This window comes from Novosphingobium sp. BF6, assembly GCF_058273105.1.
Map to the genome: position 1 here is coordinate 3,146,124 of NZ_CM177775.1, position 22,096 is coordinate 3,168,219.

Genomic DNA, 22,096 nt, shown 5'->3' on the forward strand with positions numbered 1-22,096 from the left:
ATATCATGAAACTGAACTGGAAGTCCCTGGGCCTTGCAACGGCTCTGGCCGCCTCCGCCCTGACGGCCTCCGCGCCGGCCACGGCGCGCGATTACTACGACCGACGCGGCGGCGGCAACGACGCGGCCATCGCCATCGGCGCCGGCGTGATCGGCCTGGCTTTGGGCGCGGCGATCGCCGATCGCGGCGACGATCGCTATTACGATCGCGACTATTACGATCGCCGTCGCTACGTGACTGTGCGCGACCGTCCGGGCTACTATTATTACTACGACGGCGCGCCCAACCGCTACTACCGCGATCGCTATTACGACCGCTATTACGCGCCCTATTATCGGGAGCGCTGGGGCGGGCGTGATCGCTGGCGCGATGGCCGCCATGCCTGGCGCGACGACCGTCGTGGCTGGCGCGATGACCGCCGCGGCTGGCGCGGCGACCGCAACCGCTGGGATCGCGGCCGCGACCACTGGCGCGACGACCGCAGGCGCGATTGGCGCCGCTGACCCCGATCCCGGCGCGTGACCCGCGCGCCGGGAGTTTCATTTCCTATCGAAAGACGAGAGCGTTTCCCGCCAACAGGCAAACGCTCTCGTAGGTTTTCCGCAATAACGGGCGCGCATCTGTGAAGCCCACTCGCCAATCGCGGCGGGGAAGGCTATGGGGCGCCCACCATGGAAACCGCCGACCTGCGCATTGCCCTGTTTTCGGGCAACTACAACTATGTCCGTGACGGCGCCAACCAGGCGCTCAACCGCCTCGTCGGCTATCTCCTGCGCCAGGGCGCGCAAGTGCGGGTCTACGCGCCCGTCGTGAAAAACCCGGCCTTCGAGCCGACCGGCGACCTGATCGGCATCCACTCGCTGCCGATCCCGAACCGCCCCGAATATCGCATCCCGCTTGCCATCTCGGCAAAGGCGCGCCGCGATCTCAAGGCCTTCGCGCCGCACGTCGTGCACGTCTCCTCGCCCGACCCGGTCGGCCACCAGGCCGTGACCTGGGCGCGCGCCCGCAAGCTGCCAGTGCTTGCCTCGGTGCACACCCGGTTCGAGACGTACTTGCGCTACTACAACATGGCTTGGGGCGAGCCGGTCGTGGAAGCGATCCTGCGCCGCTTCTACCGCCGCTGCGACGCGCTGGTGGCGCCCTCCGAATCGATGGCCCAGCTCCTGCGCGAACAGCGCATGAACTACGACGTGTCGATCTGGTCGCGCGGCGTCGATCGCGAGATTTTCCACCCCGACCGGCGCGATCTTGCCTGGCGCCGCGCCCAGGGGATCGCGGACCATGAAGTGGTGGTAGGCTTCCTCGGCCGCCTGGTCATGGAAAAGGGCCTCGACGTGTTTTCCGACACGCTCGACGACTTGCGCCGCCGCAATGTCGCCCACCGCGTGCTCGTCGTCGGCGAGGGACCGGCGCGCGAATGGTTCCAGGAGCGACTGCCGCAGGCCGCCTTCGTCGGCTTCCAGCAGGGCGCCGACCTCGCCCGCGCAGTGGCCGGGATGGACATGCTGTTCAACCCCTCGGTCACCGAGACTTTCGGCAATGTCACGCTGGAGGCGATGGCCTGTCGCCTGCCCGTCGTCGCCGCCGCCGCCACCGGCAGCCAGAGCCTCGTCGACGATCACGTCTCCGGGCGGCTGATCCCGCCCGGCGCGATCCACCAGTTCGCCGAAGCGCTGAAGGCCTATATCGAGAACCCCGAACTGCGCGCCGCCCACGGCCTCGCCGGGGAAGCCCGCGCGCTCGACTTCAGCTGGGACCGCATCAACCAGGCCGTCGCCGACACCTACTTGCGCCTGATCCGCCAACGCGCGCGCGGCTGAGCCACTTTCCGCCCCACCCTAACTCCTCTTTCTTCGTCATCCTGAACTTGTTTCAGGATCCATTTCTGACCATCGACGGCGGCCAGATCGGCGAGATGGATCCTGAACAAAGTTCAGGATGACGTGGCGTTTTGGGCAAGTGCAGCGGGCAAGCCCTCCTACCGCAGCACGCCCCTGTTGCGCATCCTCACCGCGTACCAGAGCAGCGACATCGCCACGATCCAGATCACCAGGGTAATGCCGATGCTGGCCGGACTGGTCAGCATCCCCGGCATTTCGGAGATGAACGGATAGACCTGGTTCACCGCCAGCCCCAGCAGCGAGACCGTGAAAGCCGCCACCGCCCAGCGCGAGCGCAAGAGCAGCAACAGCGCCCCGGCCAGCCCGCCCCAGACGCCCAGCGCCCATGTCGCCACGGCCCAGCTCGGCGAGGCGTCCAGCCAGTCGATCATTTCCGGAGAGAGCGGCGCCAGCCATTCGGGATTGCGCGTGACGGTCATCGTGAAGTCGGTGCAGCCGAAGGCATTCCACACGAGCGCCAGCACGCCGACGATCCACAAGTGACGCGGGGTCCTGACCCCCAGAGTTCCGATCATCGCCCAAGTTTCCTTCAAAGGGGGCTCCCTTCAAGCCCGCAAGAATAGGCCCGCGGCCAAAACGATGCAATTCCCCGCAACAATGGCTAGATAAGCCCCATGGCCGACCTCTTTGCCGACGACCTTCCCCCCGCCCCTCCGCCCGGCGAGCCGCGCGAGGATGCCCCACTGGCCGACCGCCTGCGCCCGCGCACGCTGGACGACGTGGTCGGGCAGGAGCACCTGACCGGTCCCGAAGGCCCGATCGGCCGCATGGTGGCGGCGGGCCGCCTGTCCTCGATGATTCTCTGGGGACCGCCCGGCACCGGCAAGACCAGCACCGCGCGCCTGCTCGCCGATGCCGTGGGCATGCGCTTCACCGCCGTCTCGGCAGTGTTCTCCGGCGTGGCGGACCTCAAGAAGGCCTTTGCCGAAGCAGATCTCGCCGCGCGGGCCGGGCAGCGCACCCTGCTCTTCGTGGACGAGATCCACCGCTTCAACCGCGCCCAGCAGGACGGCTTCCTGCCTTTCGTCGAGCGCGGCACCGTCACCCTCGTCGGCGCGACCACCGAGAACCCCTCCTTCGCGCTCAACGCCGCCCTGCTCAGCCGGGCCCAGGTACTGATCCTGCACCGCCTCGACGCGGAGGCGCTGAGCACCCTGCTGGACAAGGCCGAGGCGCTGGAAGGCCCGCTCCCGCTCGATGCCGATGCCCGCGCCGCGCTGGTCGCCTCGGCCGACGGCGACGGGCGCTTCCTGCTCAACCAGGCCGAGACGCTCTACGCCGCGCAAATCCGCGAACCGCTGGATCCCGCCGGACTCGGCCAGTTCCTGCAACGCCGCGTGGCGGTCTACGACAAGGACCGCGACGGGCATTACAACCTGATTTCGGCACTCCACAAGGCGGTGCGCGGCTCGGACCCGCAAGCCGCGCTCTACTATCTCGCGCGCATGCTGACGGCGGGCGAGGAACCGCTGTTCTTGCTGCGCCGCCTCGTGCGCATGGCCAGCGAGGACATCGGCCTCGCCGATCCGCAGGCCCTCGTGCAGTGCCTCGCCGCCAAGCAGACTTACGAGTTCCTGGGCTCACCGGAAGGCGAACTGGCGATCGCGCAGGCCTGCCTCTATGTCGCCACTGCGCCGAAATCGAACGCCGCCTACGTCGCCTGGAAAGCCGCCGCCCGCTCCGCCCGCGAAACCGGCTCGCTCTCGCCGCCTGCCAATATCCTCAACGCGCCGACCAAGCTGATGAAGGACATCGGCTACGGCAAGGACTACGCCTACGACCACGACGCGCCGGACGGCTTTTCCGGCGACAACTACTGGCCGGACGACATGGCGCCCGAGACCTTCTACGAGCCCGTCGAGCGCGGCTTCGAGCGCGACATCCGCAAGCGCATCGAATGGTGGGACCGCAAGCGGGCCGAACGGCGCGGCGAATAGCGGCGCAAAGGATGCCCCGTTTCCGGCACTTCATGGCCATCGACTGGTCCGGCGCGCTCGGCCCGCGCCAGAAGGGGATCGCCGTCGCACTTTGCGGGCTTGAGGGGGCGCCGCACCTGCTGCGTCCCAAGAGCCATGCCCACTGGTCCCGCACGGAAGTGCTCGACCTGCTGCTGCACGGCCTGCCGCAGGATACGCTGGTCGGCCTCGACCTCGGCATCTCGCTGCCTTTCGCCGACGCCGGAGCCTTCTTCCCGGACTGGGCGGACAGCCCCGCCGATGCCCATTCGCTCTGGGCGCTGATCGACACGATCTGCGCGACCGACGCGCATCTCGCCGCCGCCAGCTTCGTCGACCATCCCGAACTCAGCGCCTATTTCCGGCGGCACGGCGGCCGCGAAGGCGCGCGCTTCCACCTCCCCGACGCAGACCACCGCCGAGGCCGCATGCGCGTGACCGAGAAGGCGCAGGCCCGCGCCGGGTGCAAGCCCTACTCCAACTTCAACCTCGTCGGTGCCGCACAAGTCGGCAAGTCCAGCCTTACCGGCATGCGGCTGCTGCACCGGCTCGACGGAAGGGTGCCGGTCTGGCCGATCGATCCCTTGCCCGAGACCGGCTCGGTGGTGACCGAGATTTACACGACGCTCGCCGCAGTAGCCGCCGGACGAACGGCCAGCCGGGCGAAGATGACCGATTACCCCGCACTCAATGCCGCCCTCGCCGTGCTCGGCTCACCACCGGTCGAGGGCATCGGCACCATCGACGACCACAGCGCCGACGCTCTGCTCACCGCCGCCTGGCTACGCACCGCTGCCCCGCGCAAGGACATGTGGAAACCCGCCGACCTTACGCCGGAACTGGCCCGAACCGAAGGCTGGACGTTCGGCGCGCCTTAGCCCACAACCTGCCCCATCGAGGCGTCGCACGATGCGCCTCCAACACGACCGACAGGGACAGTTCCACTTATGAAACAAGCCTTGCTGGCAGGTATCGCCTGCCTTGCCCTCAGCCTCGGTGCGCAGACCGCGCAGGCAAAAGCCGCGCCCCAGCCCAGCCCGCTGGCCGTCGCACTGGGCAAGCCGACCACTCCGTGGAAAGCCTTCGTGGACAAGACGATCGAGGCGTGGATGGTGCAGGACCCCGCCTTCGCGGTCTATCAGGGCGCCCACCAGTTCGACGGCAGGCTGCCCGACTGGAGTCCCGTCGGCCTCAAGGCACGCGGCGCGTTCCTGAAGAAGGTGATCGCCAATGCGGGGGCCTTCACCGGCCTCACGACCGAGGACAAGTTCGAGCGCGACTATCTCGTGCAGGTCGCCAAGGGCCAGTTGTTCTGGCTGGAAGACGCCGACAAGCCGCACAACAACCCCGGCTACTACATCGAAAACGGCCTCGATCCGAACGTCTACGTCAGCCGCGCCTACGCCGACAAGCCGACGCGCATGAAGGCCATGATCGCCTTCTTCAAGGCCGTGCCGAACGCCGCCGCGCAGATCCGCGGCAATCTGAAGACGGCGATGCCCGCCAGCTTCATCAAGCTCGGCACCGCAGGCTTCTCGGGCTTCGCGGAATACTATCGGGGCGATGCCCGCGCCGCGTTCGCCGACGTGCAGGACGCCAAGCTCCAGGCCGCGTTCAAGGCCAGCTCGGAAAGCGCGGCCAAGGCCATGCAGGACCTCTCGGACTGGCTCGCCAAGGCCACGCCGACGCAGGGCTTCGCCATGGGCGCGGACCGCTTCTCGCGCATGCTCGCCGCCACCGAGGCGGTCGATGCGCCGCTTAGCGAACTCGAAGCCGTGGGCCGCGCCGACCTCAAGCGCAACCAGGACCTGCTGAAGGCCGCCTGCGCCGAATATGCACCGGGCAAGGACATCCAGGGCTGCTTCGACAAGATGCGCGCGGACAAGCCGGAAGGCGGCCCCGTCGCCGCCGCGCGTCTCCAGATCCCCGAACTAACCAATTTTGTGCGCCAGCACGACATCGCCACGATCCCCGGCACCGAGCAGGCCCTGGTCGAGGAAAGCCCGCCCTACAACCGCCAGAACTCGGCCTATATCGATCCCGCCGGGCCGCTGGAAAAGGGCATTCCCTCGGTCTACTACATCTCGCCGCCCGATCCCTCGTGGTCGCAGCAGATGCAGCAGGACTACATCCCCGGCAAGAACGACCTACTGTTCACCTCGGTCCACGAGGTGATGCCGGGGCACTTCCTGCAATTCCTCCACTCGAACCGCTCGCCTTCGTGGATCGGGCGCCTCTTCGTCGGTTATGCCTATGCCGAAGGCTGGGCGCATTACGCCGAGGAAATGATGTGGGACGCAGGCCTTGGGAACGGTGACGCCGGTGTCCATGTCGGCCAGCTCTCGAACGCCCTGCTGCGCAATTGCCGCTATCTCTCGGCGATCGGCCTCCATGCACGCGGCATGACGCAGGAACAGTCCAAGCGAATGTTCATGGACGAATGCTACCAGGACGAAGGCACCGCAGAACAGCAGGCCGCGCGCGGCACTTACGATCCGGCCTACCTCAACTACACGCTGGGCAAGCTGATGATCCGCAAGCTGCGCGACGACTGGACCGCCTCGCGCGGTGGCCGCGCGGCGTGGAAGCCGTTCCACGACCAGTTCCTGAGCCACGGCGGCCCGCCGATCCCACTCGTGCGGCAGGCAATGATGCAGGAAGACGCCCCCCACGCGATTTTCTGAGCAGATATTTCACAAAAGCAACTGGACCGGCGCCCCTCCCTCGCGGTAAGGGCGCCGGACTTGTTTCGCGCATCGCTTTGTTTCGATGCGCAGGGCCGGCTTAGCTCAGTTGGTAGAGCACCTGATTTGTAATCAGGGGGCCACGGGTTCGAATCCTGTAGCCGGCACCACTTCCCGATACTGCCTGCTCCCTCAGAATGGGATCACTTCCAGGGCGGCGACCTCGTCGAAATAGCGCGCAAGGCGGTCTGCGGCGGCGTCGGTCAGTTCGATGAAGGCGCGGCGGCGGTCGGTTTCGTCGCAGACGCGCTGGAACAGGTCGGCCTGGACGAGCGCGCCGATCCAGCGCAGTGCCGTGGTCGGCGGGACGCCCGAGGCGATGCAGAGCGACGTGACCGATACCTGCTTGCCCTCCACGCGCGCCGCCGCAAGGTCGAGCAGCATGTCCCAGGCCGGATCGGCAAAGAAATCGCCTTCGATGAAGCGCGAACGCAACTGGCGCTGGCGGATCATCCGGCGGATCAGCCGCGCCTCGGGCAGAGTGGCGGCAGCGGCCAGGGGGGCCGCTCTGGCAGGCGGTGGCGGGGTGTACGGCTTCGCGTCCGACGGTGCCAGCCGGTCGATATGGCCCGCGATCTGGCCGACCTGCTCGGTCAGGCGCAGCAGCATCAGGCGATCTGTTTCGGAAAGTTCGCGCAGGCGCGCAGTCGGAAAACCCGCAAGCACCTGCCCGAGCGCGATCACCCGCTCGGCGCGGTTCGGATCGACCAGCAACAGCGGCGCCGACATGTCCATGCAGGCGAAGATGTCGTCCAGCCCCTCCACCGATGTCGAGACGATGAGCCGGGCGCCGCGTTGCGATGCCCGCAAGTCCAGCCCAGCGAGCGCGGCCATCGTCTCGGCATCGACGATCGGGCAATCGAGCAGAACGATGTCGGCCAGCGGTCTGCCGTTCGCTTGCAGGAGATCGCCGAGCGGTCCGGCCTGTGCGACCTCCAGCCCGGCACCCGCCGCATCCTCGCCCATCGTGGCCCGCACGTGCGCCCGATCCGCGAAAATCGCCAGCGAGACCGCTCCGCCGCCACTGGCATCCTGCGGCGTTCCATAGGAAAAATCGGCAACTTCCGAGTGCTGCATGATCGTTCGCCCCCGCTACGATAGCCACCATCAGGGGTAGGTCGCCGCCTGCCGGAGTCAACGGAGGTTATGGTTAAATCCTTGTTACCATCCGGAAAGCTCCCGCGTTACAAGCGTTTGCAGCATGTCCATTCCCGCCGCGCCGTCGTTCAGGCAGGCGAGCACGGCGAGGCGCTCGCCGCCCGCTTCCGCGAAGACTTCCGCCCCGCGAATCGCGAGTTCTTCAAGCGTTTCCACGCAGTCCGCCGAAAAGCCCGGCGCCGCCACCGCCATGCGCCGCGTTCCGGCCTTCGCTTCACGGGCCAGCACATCCTCGGTGGAAGGCTCCAGCCACTTGGCCCGGCCGAAGCGCGACTGGAAGCTGGTCTCGATCCTTAGCTCCGGACGGCGCTGCGCGAGCCGCCCGGTCAGCAGGCGCGAGGTTTCCAGGCAGTGCCGGTAATAGGGATCGCCGAGGTCCGCCGTGCGCTGGGGCATGCCGTGATAGGAGAGCAGCAGCACTTCGGGAACGAAGTCCAGCGCCTCGATCTGGCGCAGGAGGTCGCTTTCCAGCGCGCCGATATAGGCGGGGTCGTCGAAGTAGGGCGGCAGGGTGCGGATCGCGGGCTGGGCGCGCATCGTCGCCAGCGCATCGCCCAGCTTGTCCATGACCGAGGCGGTCGTCGCCCCCGAATAGTGCGGATAGAGCGGTGCGATCAGAATCCGGTCGCACCCGGCATCCTTCATCGCCTGGAGCCGCGAGGGGATCGAGGGATTACCGTAGCGCATCGCCCAATCGACCCTTGCGCGCGTACCCAGCAGGTCCTGCAAACGCACCGCCTGCGCGCGGGTGATCGCGGCGAGCGGCGAACCCTCGTCGGTCCAGACCTGCCGGTAGGCATGGGCGGACTTGGCCGGGCGGGTGCGCAGGATCACGCCGTGAAGGATCGGCTTCCAGGCGATCGCCGGGATTTCGACCACGCGCGGGTCGGACAGGAATTCCGCGAGATAGCGCCGCACCGCCGGGGCCGTGGGCGCGTCCGGCGTACCGAGGTTGACGAGAAGGACGCCGTTCCCGCCGGTTCGGGCGGAAGGCTGTTCACGGACGGGCATTACATATCCTCGGCAAAGAGCGGCAAACGCCGGAAACGAAGTCCGGTTGCCGAATAGAGCGCATTGGCGACGGCAGGCGCAACGACGGTGGTGCCGAGTTCCCCCGGATCGGCAGGGTCGGCAGTGCTTTCGATGAAATCGACCTCGATTTCCGGACAGTCCCCCAGCGTCGGCAGGGCGAGGTCGGAGAGCCGCTCGCCATCCGGCCTGCCGCCCGCGTAGTTCGGGCTGCATCCGAGTGCGAGGCCGAGGCCGAAGACCAGACCGCCCTCGATCTGCTGGCGGGCAATGTCGAAGTTCACGATGCGGCCGATGTCGGCGACGGCGCTCAGCTTGTCCACCCGGACGCCGTTTTCGTCGCGGCGGGCGCTGGCGACCACGGCGATGCGGCCCTCGCCGATGACGTGGCAGGCGATGCCCTGCCCGCTATTGTCGCCGCCCCCGCCCCACTGCGCGAGGCTGGCGGCGCGCTGGAGGCACTCGGCGAGGCGCGGGTCGTGGCCGAGCATCGCCATGCGGAAGGACAGCGGCTCGCGACTGGCCTGATGGGCGAGTTCGTCCACGAAGCTCTCGGTGAAAAAGGCGGTGTAGCCATGGGCATTGCCGCGCATCCGCCCGGTCGGCAGGCCGATCGCGGCGGGAATGTGGTCGACGGCGAGATTGGCCACGGCATAGGCGGGGATCGCGCCTTCCACCGCCATCGGATCGGCGGTCCCGGCCACGGCGTCGAGCGCATCGAACGGGGCATCGCCCGCGAACATGCGGCGGCCGAATTCGCGCGCGGTGGCGGGTGCGGCGATGCGGGCGCGCCAGCTTGTCGGCCTGCCCTCGGCGTCGGGGCGGGCGGCCATCACGGCGACGGCGGGCGCGCGGGGGAAAGTCGCGAAATGCTCCTGCCGCCGCGAATAGGTGAGTTGCACCGGACGACCCGCTTCCTTCGCGAGGACAGCGACCCGAGCGGCATGAGCGCATTCCAGCCGCCGGTCGAAACTGCCGCCGATCGGCATCGGATAGAGCACGACATCCGCCCCGCGCATCCCCAGCGCTTCGGCAGCCGCTGCACGGGCGGCCTCGGGCGCCTGGGTTCCGATCCAGAGTTCGAGGCGGCCGTTTTCCAGGCGCGCGGTGGCACTGGCGGTCTCGATGCTCGCGTGGACCGCCGGAGCGACTTCGTAGCGGATCTGGAGCGGCAGCGCGCCTTCGAGAGCGCCCGCATCGCCCGCAAGGTGGACGCGGGTGGGCGAACCATGCGCAATGGCCTCGTCCAGCGCGCCGTCGATCTCGCCGCTGTCGCTGCCGCGCGCGACGCGGAAGCGTGGGGCGGCGCGGGTGAGTGCGGTTTCCGCCGTCCACCAGTCCTGCGCCAGCGCCGCCACCCAGTCCGGTCCCTGCACGAAGCGCAGGAAGCCGCGCAGACCTTTGGCAGCGTTCTCGTCTAAGCCCGAGACCGTGGCCTTGCCGATCGGCGCATGGCGGATTGCCGCGCGCAGCATGTCGGGCAGGCGCACGTCGCCCGCGAAGGTCCACGATCCGTCCACTTTCGACGGCAGGTCGAGGCGCGGGTAGCGCAAGGGCGCGCCCGGCGGGAACTCACCCGGCTTCTCGGCCATCGGTTCCGGGCGCAGCGGCGGCGGATCGGGCGGGGAGAACGTGGCCGCCTCCGCCGCGAGCGGGCCGAAGTTCAGGCGCTGTTCGCCGTGGATGACGAGGCCGCCCAAGACCTCGCACTCCTCCGCCGCCACCTTCCAGCGCGCCGCGGCGGCCTGGACCAGCAGCGCGCGGGCCGAGGCGGCGGCGGCGCGGGCCGGTTCCTCGTAGGCGGCCAGCGAAGTGCCGTCGGCAGTGACGTTGAAGCGGTGATCCTCGGCCCAGCGCCCGGCGATCATGCCGTCCGGAGCTTCGGCGAGGCCCGGCATGAAGGGCATCCACAGCGGCGCCCACTTCGCGGCCAGTACGGCATTGGCATAGAGCGCGCTCACCGGCGCCGGCTCGACCGCCACCTGCCGCCAGTCCGCCCCGAGTTCGTGGGCGACGAACTGCGGCAGGAGCGTCGTCACCCCCTGCCCCATCTCGACTTGCGGCACGGCGACGCTGACCACGCCGTCCGCCGCGATCTTGATCCAGGCGCCGAAGGCATATTCGTCGCGGCCGGGTTCGAGCGGCAGCGGAAAGCGGCGCGGGCGCAGCAGGTATCCCACCGCCAGCCCGCCACCCGCCAATGCGCCGACAAGGATTCCCCGGCGCGACAAAGCCATCAATGCGTGTCCAGCCAGTCCGAAACCTGGGCGGCGAGCGCGGCGAAAGCCTCGGCCTGCGGGCCGTCCCCGGCCGCGGGCGGCTTGCCCGCGTCGCTGTCGCGGCGAATGACGATGTCGAGCGGGATGCGGCCGAGGAAGGTCTGTCCCATGTCCTTCGCCGCCGCCTCGGCCCCGCCCACACCGAAGGGATCGCTCACTTCGCCGCAGTGCGGGCAGGCATAGCCCGCCATGTTTTCGACCACGCCGACCACCGGCACGCCGCTCTTCTCGAACAGCTCGACCGCGCGGGTGGCATCCATCAGCGCGAGGTCCTGCGGCGTCGAGACGATTACCGCGCCGGCCGGCTTGAATTTCTGGAGCATGGTCAGCTGGACGTCGCCGGTGCCGGGCGGCAGGTCCACCACCACAATCTCGGCATTATCCCAGTGCCCTTCGAGCATCTTGGTGAGAGCGCCCGCCACCATCGGCCCGCGCCAGGCGATCGCCTGCCCCGGCTCCAGCAGGTTGGCCATCGACAGCACCGGCACGCCGAACTGGCTGGCGACGGGAACCAGGCGGCTTTCATGCGCGACCGGGCGCTGCCCTTCGGTGCCGAGCAGGCGCGCCTGCGAGGGTCCGTAGATGTCCGCATCGACCAGCCCGACCTTGCGCCCCATGCGCGAGAGCGCCACCGCGAGATTGGCTGCCAGCGTCGACTTGCCGACCCCGCCCTTGCCCGATCCCACCGCCAGGATGCGCCGCACCGGCTTGTCTGCCATGATCGCCACGCGCACCTCGGCAATGTCCGGCTGGCCTTGGAAGGCGCCGGAAACCACCTGTTCCAGCCCCGCGCGGTCCTGCACGGAAAGGCCGGTAGCATCGATCACCACGCTCGCCGTGCCGTCGCTTAGCCGCAGCGACTGCACCCTCTGGGCCACCTCGACCGGCAGGAGTGCTTTCAGTCGATCGGCATCGGGACTTGTCATCGGATCCTTTTCCAGAACTTGCATGGAGGGAGGGAGGGGGAATTTGCGGTTCAGGTGGAGCACTGCGCGAAAAAGGGCAAGAGAGGCACTGTTTTTGTGCGAATAGCGCACCTATAGATAAACATATGAAAGCAATTGGTGATGCAATCTCGCCCGAAGGTCTTGCCATGAGCGGGCGCCAGAGCCCCTGGGGCGGCGGCGGGAACTCGGACGGGGGTTCGCCCGGAGATTCAGGCGGAGAGCCTGACAAAAGCGCTCCCGAGGATGGCGAAGAGAAGGATGGCGGGAAGAGCGAAAGCCCGGATCGCAAGCCGGAAGAGCGGCCTGCCGACCGCCCCGGCGACCGCAAGGGTGGTCCCCGCAACCCCTGGCTGCCCAGTGGCGACACCCCGCCGCGCCGTTCGGCCGGTCTCGACGACATCTTCCGCCCGCGCGACCCGCGCCGCCCCAGCGGCGGCGGCGGAGGCGGCGGTTTCGGCGGCGGTTTTCCCAATATCCCGCGCCGCCCGGACGGCAAGTCGTGGCTGCCGCTCGGCATCGGCGTCGCGGTCGTGGCGGTTCTCGGCATTTCGATGGTGCACATGCTCGGTCCAAAGGACCAGGGCATCGTCACCCGGCTCGGCGGCTATTCGCGGACCATCGATTCCGGCCTCTCGCTGACCCTGCCCTGGCCGATCGAATCCGTGGACGTGACCGACGTACGCAGCTTCAACGTTGACTCCATCCCCGATGGCGAAGGCGAGAAGCTAATGCTGACGAGCGACAAGAACCTTGTCGACCTCAGCTATCTGGTGCGCTGGAACATCAAGAACCTGAAGGATTACAACTTCCGCCTGACCGATCCGAAGGAGACGGTGCGAGAAGTGGCGGAAGCGGCGATGCGCGCCTCGATCGCGCAGGTCACGCTGAACCAGGCGCTTTCCGGCGCCGGTCGCGCGGCGGTGGAACAGGACGTGCGCGAGCGCACCCAGCGCATTCTCGACCAGTATCGCGCCGGGGTCTCGATCCAGGGCGTGGAGATCAAGAAGGCGGACCCGCCGGCCAAGACCCGCGAGGCCTTCGACCAGGTCAACGTCGCCCAGCAGGAAGCCGACCGCGACCGCTCCAAGGCCCGTGCCTGGGCGCAGCAGACGCTGGCCCGCGCCCAGGGTGCCTCGGCCTCGTTCGACAAGGTCTACGAACAGTACAAGCTGGCGCCCGAAGTGACGCGCCGCCGCATGTATTACGAAACGATGGAGAGCGTGCTGCGCGACAACGATGTGGTCGTCAGCGATTCCAGCAACATGACGTCCTACCTGCCCCTGCCCGAAGTGAAGCGCCGCCCGCGCGCCAGCGACGAGACCGTGGTGACCGTTCCTGCCGGAACCGCAACCGGCACCGCGACCGCGACCCCTGCCGCCAAGGGAGGCCAGTAAGATGAGCAGCTTCTGGCAGGACTACAGGGTTCCCCTGAGCCTCGGCGGCGCGGCGCTGGTGGCGCTCATGCTGAGCGTCATCGTGGTTCCCGAAACCGAGCAGGCCGTCGTGGTCCGCACCGGGCGTCCGGTGGCGGTCTACAACCAGTTCAACCCCAAGGCCGACTACGGCAGCACCGGCGCGGGCGTGCACTTCCGCATCCCGGTGGTCGACCGGGTGATCCGCATCGACAAGCGCCTGCTCTCGCTGGACATGCAGCAGCAGCAGGTGCTCTCCACCGACCAGCTGCGCCTGAACGTCGATGCCTACGCCCGCTATCGCATCATCGATCCGATCAAGATGGTCGAGACCGCCGGAACCACCGAGCGCGTGACCGAGCAGCTCGAACCGATCCTCTCCTCGGTCCTGCGCCAGGAACTGGGCAAGCGCACCTTCGAATCCCTGCTCACCGCCGAGCGCGGCAAGGCCATGGAGAACATCCGCGACGGGCTCGACCGCGAGGCGCGGGAATATGGCGCCCAGGTGGTGGACGTGCGGATCAAGCGCGCCGACCTTCCCGAAGGCGCCCTCGAAAGCGCCTTCACCCGCATGCAGGCGGCGCGCACCGAGGAATCGCGCACGATCGCCGCGCAGGGCCAGAAGGACGCGCAGATCATCCAGGCCGAAGCCGAGGCACAGGCCGCCAAGATCTATGCGGAAAGCTTCGGCAAGGATCCGAAGTTCTACGACTTCTACCGCTCGATGCAGAGCTATTCGGTGACCTTCGGCAAGGGGGATACGGAAAAGACGATCCTGCTCTCGCCCAATAACGCCTATCTCAATCACTTCAGGGAACCCTAACCGACTCCAGGCGCTGAATTGGCCGTCTATTCAAACCCGGTTAAGCTCTTGAGGGTTCAATCGGGAACGGACGGCGGAGAGTTCCGCAGCACTGCCAAGATTGAAGGAATCAAAGGACGTGAAGCCCGTGCGATACGCTTATGGACTGACCACAGCGCTCCTGCTGGGGGGCGCGACCGCCACTTTGGTGACAGGCTTCCCCGCCGGAGCCCAGGTCGCCCAGAACGAAGCCAGCCAGATGGCCCGCGTGGCGCCCCGCGCCGGTGCCCCGGCCAGCTTCGCCGACCTGACCGAGCAGCTTCAGCCTGCGGTGGTCAACATCTCGACCCGCCAGCGCGTGCAGGTGGCCGGCGGCGGCAACAATCCCTTTGCCGGGACGCCGTTCGAAGGCCTGTTCGGCGGCGGTGGCAGCGGCACCCCGCAGACCCGCGAGGCCCAGTCGCTCGGCTCGGGCTTCATCGTTTCGGCGGACGGCTACATCGTCACCAACAACCACGTCATCACGGCCGAGGGCAAGGGCGAGATCGAATCGATCACCGTCATCATGCCCGACGGCACCGAGTACCCGGCCAAGCTGATCGGCAAGGACGCGCAATCGGACCTTGCGGTGCTCAAGATCACCGCCTCCAAGCCGCTGCCCTTCGTGAAGTTCGGCGACAGCTCGAAGGCCCGCGTGGGCGACTGGGTGCTGGCGATCGGCAATCCCTTCGGTCTCGGCGGCACCGTGACGGCGGGCATCATCTCGGCCGTCTACCGCAACACCGGCGCGGGCGGCGCCTATGACCGCTATCTCCAGACCGACGCCTCGATCAACCGCGGCAACTCGGGCGGCCCGATGTTCGACATGAACGGCCAGGTGATCGGCATCAACAACGCGATCTTCTCGCCCACCGGCGGCAGTGTCGGCATCGGCTTCTCGATTCCGGCCGAGATCGCCTCGCCGATCGTCGAAAAGCTGATGAAGGGCCAGGCGATCGAGCGCGGCTACCTCGGCGTGACCATCCAGCAGCTCAACGAAGACCTCGCGGATTCGATGGGGCTGGAGCACAACAAGGGCGAGTTCATCCAGAGCGTCGTTCCCGACGGTGCGGGCGCCAAGGCCGGCATCCAGGCGGGCGACGTCGTGGTGAAGGTGAACGGCAAGGAAGTGACGCGTGACCAGACGCTCTCGTTCCTCGTCGCCAACACCGCGCCGGGCACCCGCATCCCGATCGAGCTGATCCGCAACGGCCGCCGCCAGACGCTGACCGCCACCGTCGCCAAGCGTCCGTCCGACGACGAGCTTCAGCAGAGCTTCGATCCCAGCACTGACCAGGACGGCGATGCCTTCAACAACCCGCCGAAGCAGCAGGGCGAAAGCGCCGTGCAGAAGTCGCTGGGCCTCTCGGTCACGCCACTGACGCCGCAGATCGCCCGCCAGATCGGCGCGGCGGAAGGCACGCGCGGTCTGGTGATCGTGGGTGTCGATCCCAGCTCCGACGCCGGGCAGAAGGGCCTCGCCCGCGGCTTCGTGATCCTCTCGGCCAACAATGCGCCGGTGACGACGCAGGCCGACCTGGAGAACGCGATCAAGGCCGCCAAGGCCGACGGTCGCTCGGCAATCCTGCTGCGCATCCAGCCGCGTGGCCAGCAGGCGGTCTACATGCCGGTTCGTCTGCGCTGATATTCAGCCAGCAGCGATCATGAGAAACGCCCGCCGGAGCGATCCGGCGGGCGTTTTCTTTTGCATGCTTCGGGCAAGCTCAGGATGAGCGGGGCGGAGAGGAGAAGCCATCCAACCGAACTCCCACTCCCCGTCGCCCCCGCGAAGGCGGGGGCCCCGCTTTTCAGTTTCACGCAGAGACGCGAAGACTCAGAGCTGCCGTGCAGCATCGCCCCCGACCTCTCTGCATCTCCGCGTCTCTACGTGCTTCAAAAGAAAGCGGGGCCCCCGCCTTCGCGGGACGACGGATAGGATGTGAAGGCCTGCAACTGAGATGCAGAGTGCCCGCAACGAAAAACGCCCGCCGAGACACTCAGCGGGCGTTTTCATTTCACCTCAACGTCGGGATCAGTCGCCCGGCGTGCGGCTCGGTGTCGGACGCGGGCCGGGCGCGCTCTGGCGATTCCCCAGCCCCTGCCCCGCCCGCAGCCCCGGATCGTCGCTGCGCGAGCGGCCGGTGGCGCGGTCGAGGAAATCCTCGTTCGCCGCCGGGGGCGCTTGGCCGGGGCCGTAGTCCGGCATCTGCGGCTGGCCCGGACCCGAGCCCGGCCCCGTGGTGCCGTCCTCGTAGCGCGGCTGACCCTCGGGCGCTTGCGCGCCGCCTTCCGGCCGCACGATATTGCCGTTCTCGTCGACGTAGTAATAGTCGTCGGGATTGCCCTGCATCGCCTCGTCGTCGGGTTCGAGCTGCCACTCGGGCAGTTTCACTTCCGTCTGGAACTGCTCGACCGGACGCTTGGCCACGGCGACCTTCATGTAGTCGGAGAAAGCGCGCGCGGGGGCATGGCCGCCCGAGAGGCCGGGCACCGGACGGGCATCGTCGCGGCCCATCCACACGCCGGTAGTGATGCCGCTGGAGAAGCCGAGGAACCAGCCGTCCTTGTTCGAGCTGGTCGTCCCGGTCTTGCCCGCGACCGGACGGCCGATCTGCGCGGCGCGCCCCGTGCCGGTGGCGACAGTGGTCTGGAGCAGGTCGGTGATCCCCGCCGCGACATTGGGCGGCACCAGCACCTGACCCCGCGTCGACTTATGCTCGTAGAGCACTTCGCCCGAGGCCGCCGTCACCTTGACGATGCCGTAAGGCTCCACCGAAGTGCCGCCCGCCGAGATCGCCGCGAAGGCGCGGGTCATGTCGATGACGTGGACTTCGGAGGTGCCCAGCACCATGGCGGGCTTGGTGTTGATCGGGGTGGAAATGCCGAAGCGGCGCGCCATCGAGGCGACCGTGCCGAAGCCCACCTCATTGCCGAGCTGCGCGGCGATGGTGTTCTTCGAATAGGCGAAGGCGGTGCGGATATCGATCTGGCCGGCGAAGTTGCGGCCGTCGTTCTGCGGGCTCCAGCCGTCGATCGTCACCGGCTCGTCGACCACGCGATCATCTGGGGTGTAGCCCGCTTCGAACGCCGAAAGGTACACGAACAACTTCCACGCCGAGCCGGGCTGGCGCAGCGCGGTGGTGGCGCGGTTGTAGTTCGAATTCACGTAGTCGGTGCCGCCGACCATTGCCAGCACCGCACCGTCGCGGTCGAGGCTGACGAGCGCGCCTTGCGCGCCCTTGGGCGCATTGGCGGTGATCGCGTTGGTCGCCGCCTGCTGCATCTTCGGGTCGAGCGTGGTCCAGACCTCGATCGGCTCGTTGGTTTCGGGCAGCAGCATGTCGAGCTGGGGCAACGCCCAGTCGGTGAAGTAGCGGACCGCGTTCTGGCCCTTTTCCTTCACGACCTTGACGTCGGCGATGTCGGCCTGGTCGGCTTCGGACTGCGAAATCGCGCCGTTCTTGACCATCAGGCCCAGCACGACTTCGCCGCGATCCTTGGCCGCCTCGACGTCGGCGGTCGGCGAATAGTTCGACGGTGCCTTCACGAGACCGGCGATGATCGCCGCCTCGGCGGTCGAAAGCTCGGTGGCCGGGTGGCCGAAGAACTTGCGGCTGGCCGCGTCGATGCCATAGGCGCCGCCGCCGAAGTAGACCTTGTTGAGGTAGAGTTCGAGGATCTGGTCCTTGCTGAACTTGCGCTCCAGCGCCAGCGCCAGTACCGCCTCGCGCGCCTTGCGCGTGAAGGAGCGGCTGTTGTTCAGGAACACGTTGCGCGCGAGCTGCTGGGTGATCGTGGAAGTCGCCTTGGCGCGGCCGCCCGTCGTCGTCGAGACGTAAACGGCGCGCAGCAGGCCCAGCGCATCGACGCCGATGTGCTCGCGGAAGCGGCGGTCTTCCACGGAAACCATGGCGCCCTTCATCACTTCGGGAATCTGGTCGTAACTCAGCCACTTGCCATAACTCGGCCCGAGCGAGACGAGTTCGGTGCCGTCGCGCGCGCGCACGACGATCATCTGGCCGTTCTGGCCGCTCTTGAGCGAGTTATATTCCGGCAGCTCGCTCATCGTGAAGACGACGGCGGTGCCCAGGAAAATCACGCCCAGAACGACGAGAGCGGAACCCCAGATCAGGACGCCGCGAACGATTCGGCGCCAGAGAGGTTTCTTCTTGGCAGGAGAGGAAGGCCCGCTGGTCGAGCGGCGCCGGCCGGAATCATTGGCCATTTTCTAGGTACAAATCCCTTAAGCAGGCCGAGCGGCCCGAGCGCTTCCTACACCGTGGACGCGGCTATTGTAACCCGCAGTTAACGAGCCGATGACAAACGCCGCGCTACAGCGTCGCGTAGAGGGCCAGCATCCGCTGCCAGGCCTTGTCCGCCGCGTCCGGGTCCCACGCCGGAGAATCGGGCACGCACCAGCCGTGGTCGGCAGGATAGACTTCCACTTCGGCCGGGCGCCCGGCGGCGGCAGCGGCATTCTTCAACTCCGCCTTCTGCACGGGCTGCTTGGCATCGTCGTTGCGGGCGATGGCGAAGAGATAGGAGGCGCGGGTGCTGGCGAGCAGGCGGTGCGGGCTGTCCGGCTTGTCAGTCGCCAGTCCCGCACCGTGGAACGAGGCCGCCGCGCGTACCCGGCCGGGCACTGCCGCCGCCGTGCGCACGGTGAACGGCCCGCCCATGCAATAGCCGTTCGAGCCGATCCCGCGCTTCGTATCGACCGCTTTCTGGTCGTCGAGGAAAGCGACATAAGCCTTGGCGTCGCGGGTGATCGCCTCGGGCGTGAGCGCGGCACGCAGGGGTTCAACCTTGGCCTGCCCTTCCGGAGTGCGGAAACCGGCGAAGCTCTCGAAGACCGGGGCGGGCTGCCCGCGATAGTAGGGATTGACGACGAGCACCGCATAGCCCTCCGCCGCCAGCGTCCGGGCCATGATCTTCTTGGCCTCGCGCAGACCCGCGATATCCGGCCAGAGGATCACGCCGGGATGGGCGCCCTTGGCGGGATGAACGAAAAACGCATCGGCCACGCCGTCTGCCGTGGTGATCGAGACCATACGCTCCTGCACCGAATTGGCGGGGTGCGTCTTCATGATCCCCGCGCATCCGGCGAGCGCGGCACTCGCGCCGAGCGCCGTGAAAGCGCGCCGGTCCAGCCCGCGCCGGGCAAGGTTGGCGTCTTCGGCCTCCGCCGTGAAGTCATCGCACATCGAAAGGCGCTCCGGTCTCTGGAAAGTCAGCTTGTTGCCGCAAGGCTACCGAACCGGGAGCAGGATGGCGAGCCTTTCAATTGCCCGCGAAGTTCAGTTCCAGATTCACCGCATTGGGATCGACCAGGAAAACCTGCCGCAGCCCCAGCGCGGGATGCTCGGCCACGCGGTGCGCAAGGCCGAGTTGCTCGATCTTCGCCACGGTCTCGGCAAAGCCGGTGCAGCGCAGGGCGAAGTGGTGGAGTGCGTTGGTCGGCTGGCCGGGACGATAGGCCTCGTAGCGGTTTCCGGTGGTAGTACGGTCCACGAGATGGACGATGGCGCTGCCCGCCGCGTCGCGCATCCAGTACCCGTCCGTGCCCTTGCCGATCGTCGAATTCGGGCTGCGGGTAAGGCCGAGGACCTGTTCGTAGAACGAGGCGGTCGCTTCGAGATCGTCGGTGAGGATGTTGACGTGATCGACGCCGCTCACGGGCATGGCCGCTCTCCCTTCTTAGAAAATCAGCCACAGGCGGATTTTCCAAACAAACTCCTAGGACGACACCATCGACCGATGCGTGCCGCCCCGCAAGTCTCAGCTGCGGAAGACCACCGTGCGCGAACCGTTCAGCAGCACGCGGTCCTCAAGGTGCAAACGCACGGCTTCGGCCAGCACCCGGCGCTCGATGTCGCGGCCCTTGCGGACCATGTCCTCGGGCGTGTCCGAATGAGTCACGGCCTCGACGTCCTGATGGATGATCGGGCCTTCGTCGAGATCGGCGGTGACGTAGTGCGCGGTCGCGCCGATCATCTTCACGCCGCGCGCATGGGCCTGGTGATAGGGCTTGGCGCCCTTGAAGCCCGGCAGGAACGAGTGGTGGATATTGATGCAGCGCCCCGAAAGGAACGCCGCCATCTCATCCGAGAGGATCTGCATGTAGCGCGCCAAGACCACCAGTTCCGCGCGGGTCTCTTCTACCAGCGCGCGGATCTGCGCTTCCTGCTCGGCCTTGCTATCTTTGGTGATCGGCAAGTGATGGAAGGGGAAATCCCCGATCATCAGCGAGTTGATCGCCTCGCGCGGATGGTTGGAGACGATGCCGACGACTTCCATCGGCATTTCGCCGATGCGCTGGCGGTAGAGCAGATCGGCCAGGCAGTGGTCGAATTTGCTGACCAGCAGCAGCACCCGGCGCGGCCGGTCGCGGCGGGTCATCGACCACGCCATGCCGTATTCGTGAGCAATCGCGCCGAAGCCTTCGCTGAACGCCTCGCGCTCGGCAGTGCCCGGATCGAAGGCAACCCGCATGAAGAACTTGTCTTCCTCAAGGTCGTTGAACTGCTGCGCCTCGATAATATTGCCGCCCGCCTGCGCGAGGTAGCCCGTTACGCGAGCGACGATGCCGGGACGGTCGGCGCAGGAGAGCGCGAGGATCAGCGGTTCGGCCATCGATCAGGTCCCTAAGGCAGAACGGTTGGAGAGCGCGGCCTCGGATTCGGCCATGAGCGCGGCGATGATCTCGCTCACCGGCTCTTCCTTACTCACCATGCCGACCGACTGGCCCGCCATGACCGAGCCGCTCTCGACGTCGCCATCGATCACCGCGCGGCGCAGGGCACCGGCCCAGAAGTGCTCGATCTTGAGCTGGGCCTCGCCCATGTCGACCTCGCCGGAGTCGAGCAGGCGCGCCACTTCGATCTGCTTGGCGGTGAATTCCTCGGTGCCCTTGTTCTTGAGCGCGCGGACCGGGATCACCGGCAGGCGCGGGTCGACCTGCACCGAGGCCACGGCGTCGCGGGCATTGGCGCGGAAGAAGGCCTTCTTGAAGTCCGGGTGGGCGATCGATTCGCTGGCGCAGGCAAAGCGGGTGCCGAGCTGCACGCCGGAAGCGCCCATTTCAAGGTATCCGGCCATCGCCTCGCCGCGGCCGATGCCGCCCGCCACGAAGACTAGGTGATCCTCGGCCAGCGCGGGCAGGATTTCCTGCGCCAGCACCGAAGTCGAGACCGGGCCGATGTGGCCGCCCGCTTCCATGCCCTCGATCACCAGCGCGTCCGCGCCCGAGCGCAGCAGCTTCTTGCCCAGCGCCAGCGTCGGCGCGAAGCAGATGACCTTGGCGCCCGATTCCTTGATCGCCTCGACGCTGCCCTTGGGCGGAATGCCGCCCGCCAGCACGACATGGCCGACCTTGTGCCTGGCGCAGACCGCGATCAGGTCGAACAGCTGCGGGTGCATGGTGATGAGGTTCACGCCGAACGGCTTGTCGGTCAGCGCGCGCGTGCCCGCGATTTCCTTGTCGAGCAGTTCGGGGTTCATCGCCCCGCAGGCGATCACGCCGAAGCCGCCCGCGTTGCTGATCGCCGAGACGAGGTTACGCTCCGACACCCAGGACATGGCGCCGCACAGGATCGCATATTCGGTACCGAGAAATTCGCGTCCGCGCGTCATCAGTGCGGAAGTCTTGGAGGTGGCCATCGATGCTCCCATAGCCGGCAATTCGAGAAAATGTGCGTGCGCCATAGATGGGCACAGCCCCGCGCACAAGCGTCCCCGCCGCGGAGCCTTTCCCTCTAACTAATCGCCTGAACCGATCACACTTACATCTTCGTATAGTTTCACCGATCGCCTCCCGCGCGCTAACCC

Annotated in this window: 18 protein-coding genes and 1 tRNA gene; 9 read left to right on the plus strand and 10 right to left on the minus strand. The window is 67.5% G+C overall.

All coding sequences use genetic code 11. The annotated features are described in order from the left end of the window. Positions 1–5 precede the first annotated feature (5 nt). Both AC4D6D_RS15390 and AC4D6D_RS15395 read left to right on the plus strand, forming a co-directional pair. Entirely contained in the window at positions 6–503 is a 498-nt protein-coding gene (locus AC4D6D_RS15390) for a hypothetical protein (RefSeq protein ID WP_491325965.1), read from the plus strand. A 168-nt stretch (positions 504–671) separates the two neighbouring features. After that, on the plus strand, positions 672–1,823 hold the full coding sequence (locus AC4D6D_RS15395; protein WP_147219455.1) for a glycosyltransferase family 4 protein: 1,152 nt from the start codon (positions 672–674) through the stop codon (positions 1,821–1,823). Positions 1,824–1,981: 158 nt separating this feature from the next. Here AC4D6D_RS15395 and AC4D6D_RS15400 read toward each other — a convergent pair whose 3' ends face one another. Continuing rightward, positions 1,982–2,419 (minus strand): hypothetical protein, encoded by a 438-nt coding sequence (locus AC4D6D_RS15400; RefSeq protein ID WP_491325966.1) that lies wholly within the window; start codon positions 2,417–2,419, stop codon positions 1,982–1,984. 99 nt (positions 2,420–2,518) lie between these two features. Here AC4D6D_RS15400 and AC4D6D_RS15405 point away from each other — a divergent pair, with 99 nt between their 5' ends. From AC4D6D_RS15405 to AC4D6D_RS15420, 4 genes are all read left to right on the plus strand, one after another. Then, positions 2,519–3,841, plus strand: a complete 1,323-nt coding sequence (locus AC4D6D_RS15405; RefSeq protein WP_491325967.1) for a replication-associated recombination protein A — start codon at positions 2,519–2,521, stop codon at positions 3,839–3,841. Between the two features lie 11 nt (positions 3,842–3,852). Next, entirely contained in the window at positions 3,853–4,737 is an 885-nt protein-coding gene (locus AC4D6D_RS15410) for a hypothetical protein (protein WP_491325968.1), read from the plus strand. Positions 4,738–4,806: 69 nt separating this feature from the next. Next, on the plus strand, positions 4,807–6,543 hold the full coding sequence (locus AC4D6D_RS15415) for a DUF885 domain-containing protein (RefSeq protein WP_491325969.1): 1,737 nt from the start codon (positions 4,807–4,809) through the stop codon (positions 6,541–6,543). A 94-nt stretch (positions 6,544–6,637) separates the two neighbouring features. Continuing rightward, positions 6,638–6,713, plus strand: a tRNA-Thr gene (locus tag AC4D6D_RS15420). A gap of 22 nt (positions 6,714–6,735) precedes the next feature. Here the strand turns inward: AC4D6D_RS15420 and AC4D6D_RS15425 are convergent. The 4 genes from AC4D6D_RS15425 to AC4D6D_RS15440 form a co-directional block, all read right to left on the minus strand. Further along, positions 6,736–7,680, minus strand: coding sequence for a MarR family transcriptional regulator (locus AC4D6D_RS15425; RefSeq protein ID WP_491325970.1), 945 nt, complete (start codon positions 7,678–7,680; stop codon positions 6,736–6,738). A gap of 84 nt (positions 7,681–7,764) precedes the next feature. After that, the gene (gene hemH / locus AC4D6D_RS15430) at positions 7,765–8,772 is read right to left on the minus strand and encodes a ferrochelatase (RefSeq protein WP_491325971.1); all 1,008 of its coding nucleotides are present in this window, start codon (positions 8,770–8,772) and stop codon (positions 7,765–7,767) included. After that, positions 8,772–11,027, minus strand: coding sequence for a xanthine dehydrogenase family protein molybdopterin-binding subunit (locus AC4D6D_RS15435; RefSeq protein ID WP_491325972.1), 2,256 nt, complete (start codon positions 11,025–11,027; stop codon positions 8,772–8,774). The genes hemH and AC4D6D_RS15435 overlap by 1 nt, the downstream gene beginning before the upstream one ends. Then, positions 11,027–11,995 carry an Mrp/NBP35 family ATP-binding protein gene (locus AC4D6D_RS15440; RefSeq protein WP_491325973.1) on the minus strand — a complete coding sequence of 323 codons (969 nt, stop codon included), beginning with the start codon at positions 11,993–11,995 and terminating at the stop codon, positions 11,027–11,029. Before AC4D6D_RS15440 ends, AC4D6D_RS15435 begins: the two co-directional genes overlap by 1 nt. A gap of 167 nt (positions 11,996–12,162) precedes the next feature. On the opposite strand from AC4D6D_RS15440, the gene hflK reads away from it, so the two are divergent. The 3 genes from hflK (at position 12,163) to AC4D6D_RS15455 (ending at position 15,914) form a co-directional block, all read left to right on the plus strand. Then, complete coding sequence (gene hflK / locus AC4D6D_RS15445) at positions 12,163–13,410, plus strand: protease modulator HflK (RefSeq protein WP_491327261.1); 1,248 nt, start codon at positions 12,163–12,165, stop codon at positions 13,408–13,410. A gap of 1 nt (position 13,411) precedes the next feature. Beyond that, the gene (gene hflC, locus AC4D6D_RS15450; RefSeq protein ID WP_491325974.1) at positions 13,412–14,251 is read left to right on the plus strand and encodes a protease modulator HflC; all 840 of its coding nucleotides are present in this window, start codon (positions 13,412–13,414) and stop codon (positions 14,249–14,251) included. Positions 14,252–14,378: 127 nt separating this feature from the next. After that, positions 14,379–15,914: a Do family serine endopeptidase gene (locus AC4D6D_RS15455; protein ID WP_186830021.1), complete on the plus strand. Its 1,536-nt coding sequence runs from the start codon at positions 14,379–14,381 to the stop codon at positions 15,912–15,914. A gap of 387 nt (positions 15,915–16,301) precedes the next feature. Here AC4D6D_RS15455 and AC4D6D_RS15460 read toward each other — a convergent pair whose 3' ends face one another. From AC4D6D_RS15460 to AC4D6D_RS15480, 5 genes are all read right to left on the minus strand, one after another. Further along, entirely contained in the window at positions 16,302–18,494 is a 2,193-nt protein-coding gene (locus AC4D6D_RS15460; protein WP_491325975.1) for a transglycosylase domain-containing protein, read from the minus strand. Positions 18,495–18,600: 106 nt separating this feature from the next. Further along, on the minus strand, positions 18,601–19,473 hold the full coding sequence (locus AC4D6D_RS15465) for a dienelactone hydrolase family protein (protein ID WP_491325976.1): 873 nt from the start codon (positions 19,471–19,473) through the stop codon (positions 18,601–18,603). Between the two features lie 76 nt (positions 19,474–19,549). After that, positions 19,550–19,951 (minus strand): VOC family protein, encoded by a 402-nt coding sequence (locus AC4D6D_RS15470; RefSeq protein ID WP_491325977.1) that lies wholly within the window; start codon positions 19,949–19,951, stop codon positions 19,550–19,552. Positions 19,952–20,047: 96 nt separating this feature from the next. Beyond that, on the minus strand, positions 20,048–20,902 hold the full coding sequence (gene purU / locus AC4D6D_RS15475; RefSeq protein WP_491325978.1) for a formyltetrahydrofolate deformylase: 855 nt from the start codon (positions 20,900–20,902) through the stop codon (positions 20,048–20,050). Positions 20,903–20,905: 3 nt separating this feature from the next. Beyond that, a complete protein-coding gene (locus tag AC4D6D_RS15480; RefSeq protein ID WP_491325979.1) occupies positions 20,906–21,928 on the minus strand; it encodes an NAD(P)H-dependent flavin oxidoreductase in 1,023 nt (340 codons plus the stop codon). Positions 21,929–22,096: the final 168 nt, after the last annotated feature.

Excerpts from the sequence above, each read along its gene's own strand:
- AC4D6D_RS15390 (WP_491325965.1), top strand. The coding sequence starts at position 6 with ATGAAACTGAACTGGAAGTCCCTGGGCCTTGCAACGGCTCTGGCCGCC.
- AC4D6D_RS15395 (WP_147219455.1), top strand. The coding sequence starts at position 672 with ATGGAAACCGCCGACCTGCGCATTGCCCTGTTTTCGGGCAACTACAAC.
- AC4D6D_RS15400 (WP_491325966.1), bottom strand. The coding sequence starts at position 2,419 with ATGATCGGAACTCTGGGGGTCAGGACCCCGCGTCACTTGTGGATCGTC.
- AC4D6D_RS15405 (WP_491325967.1), top strand. The coding sequence starts at position 2,519 with ATGGCCGACCTCTTTGCCGACGACCTTCCCCCCGCCCCTCCGCCCGGC.
- AC4D6D_RS15410 (WP_491325968.1), top strand. The coding sequence starts at position 3,853 with ATGCCCCGTTTCCGGCACTTCATGGCCATCGACTGGTCCGGCGCGCTC.
- AC4D6D_RS15415 (WP_491325969.1), top strand. The coding sequence starts at position 4,807 with ATGAAACAAGCCTTGCTGGCAGGTATCGCCTGCCTTGCCCTCAGCCTC.
- AC4D6D_RS15425 (WP_491325970.1), bottom strand. The coding sequence starts at position 7,680 with ATGCAGCACTCGGAAGTTGCCGATTTTTCCTATGGAACGCCGCAGGAT.
- hemH (WP_491325971.1), bottom strand. The coding sequence starts at position 8,772 with ATGCCCGTCCGTGAACAGCCTTCCGCCCGAACCGGCGGGAACGGCGTC.
- AC4D6D_RS15435 (WP_491325972.1), bottom strand. The coding sequence starts at position 11,027 with ATGGCTTTGTCGCGCCGGGGAATCCTTGTCGGCGCATTGGCGGGTGGC.
- AC4D6D_RS15440 (WP_491325973.1), bottom strand. The coding sequence starts at position 11,995 with ATGACAAGTCCCGATGCCGATCGACTGAAAGCACTCCTGCCGGTCGAG.
- hflK (WP_491327261.1), top strand. The coding sequence starts at position 12,163 with ATGAGCGGGCGCCAGAGCCCCTGGGGCGGCGGCGGGAACTCGGACGGG.
- hflC (WP_491325974.1), top strand. The coding sequence starts at position 13,412 with ATGAGCAGCTTCTGGCAGGACTACAGGGTTCCCCTGAGCCTCGGCGGC.
- AC4D6D_RS15460 (WP_491325975.1), bottom strand. The coding sequence starts at position 18,494 with ATGGCCAATGATTCCGGCCGGCGCCGCTCGACCAGCGGGCCTTCCTCT.
- AC4D6D_RS15465 (WP_491325976.1), bottom strand. The coding sequence starts at position 19,473 with ATGTGCGATGACTTCACGGCGGAGGCCGAAGACGCCAACCTTGCCCGG.
- AC4D6D_RS15470 (WP_491325977.1), bottom strand. The coding sequence starts at position 19,951 with ATGCCCGTGAGCGGCGTCGATCACGTCAACATCCTCACCGACGATCTC.
- purU (WP_491325978.1), bottom strand. The coding sequence starts at position 20,902 with ATGGCCGAACCGCTGATCCTCGCGCTCTCCTGCGCCGACCGTCCCGGC.
- AC4D6D_RS15480 (WP_491325979.1), bottom strand. The coding sequence starts at position 21,928 with ATGGCCACCTCCAAGACTTCCGCACTGATGACGCGCGGACGCGAATTT.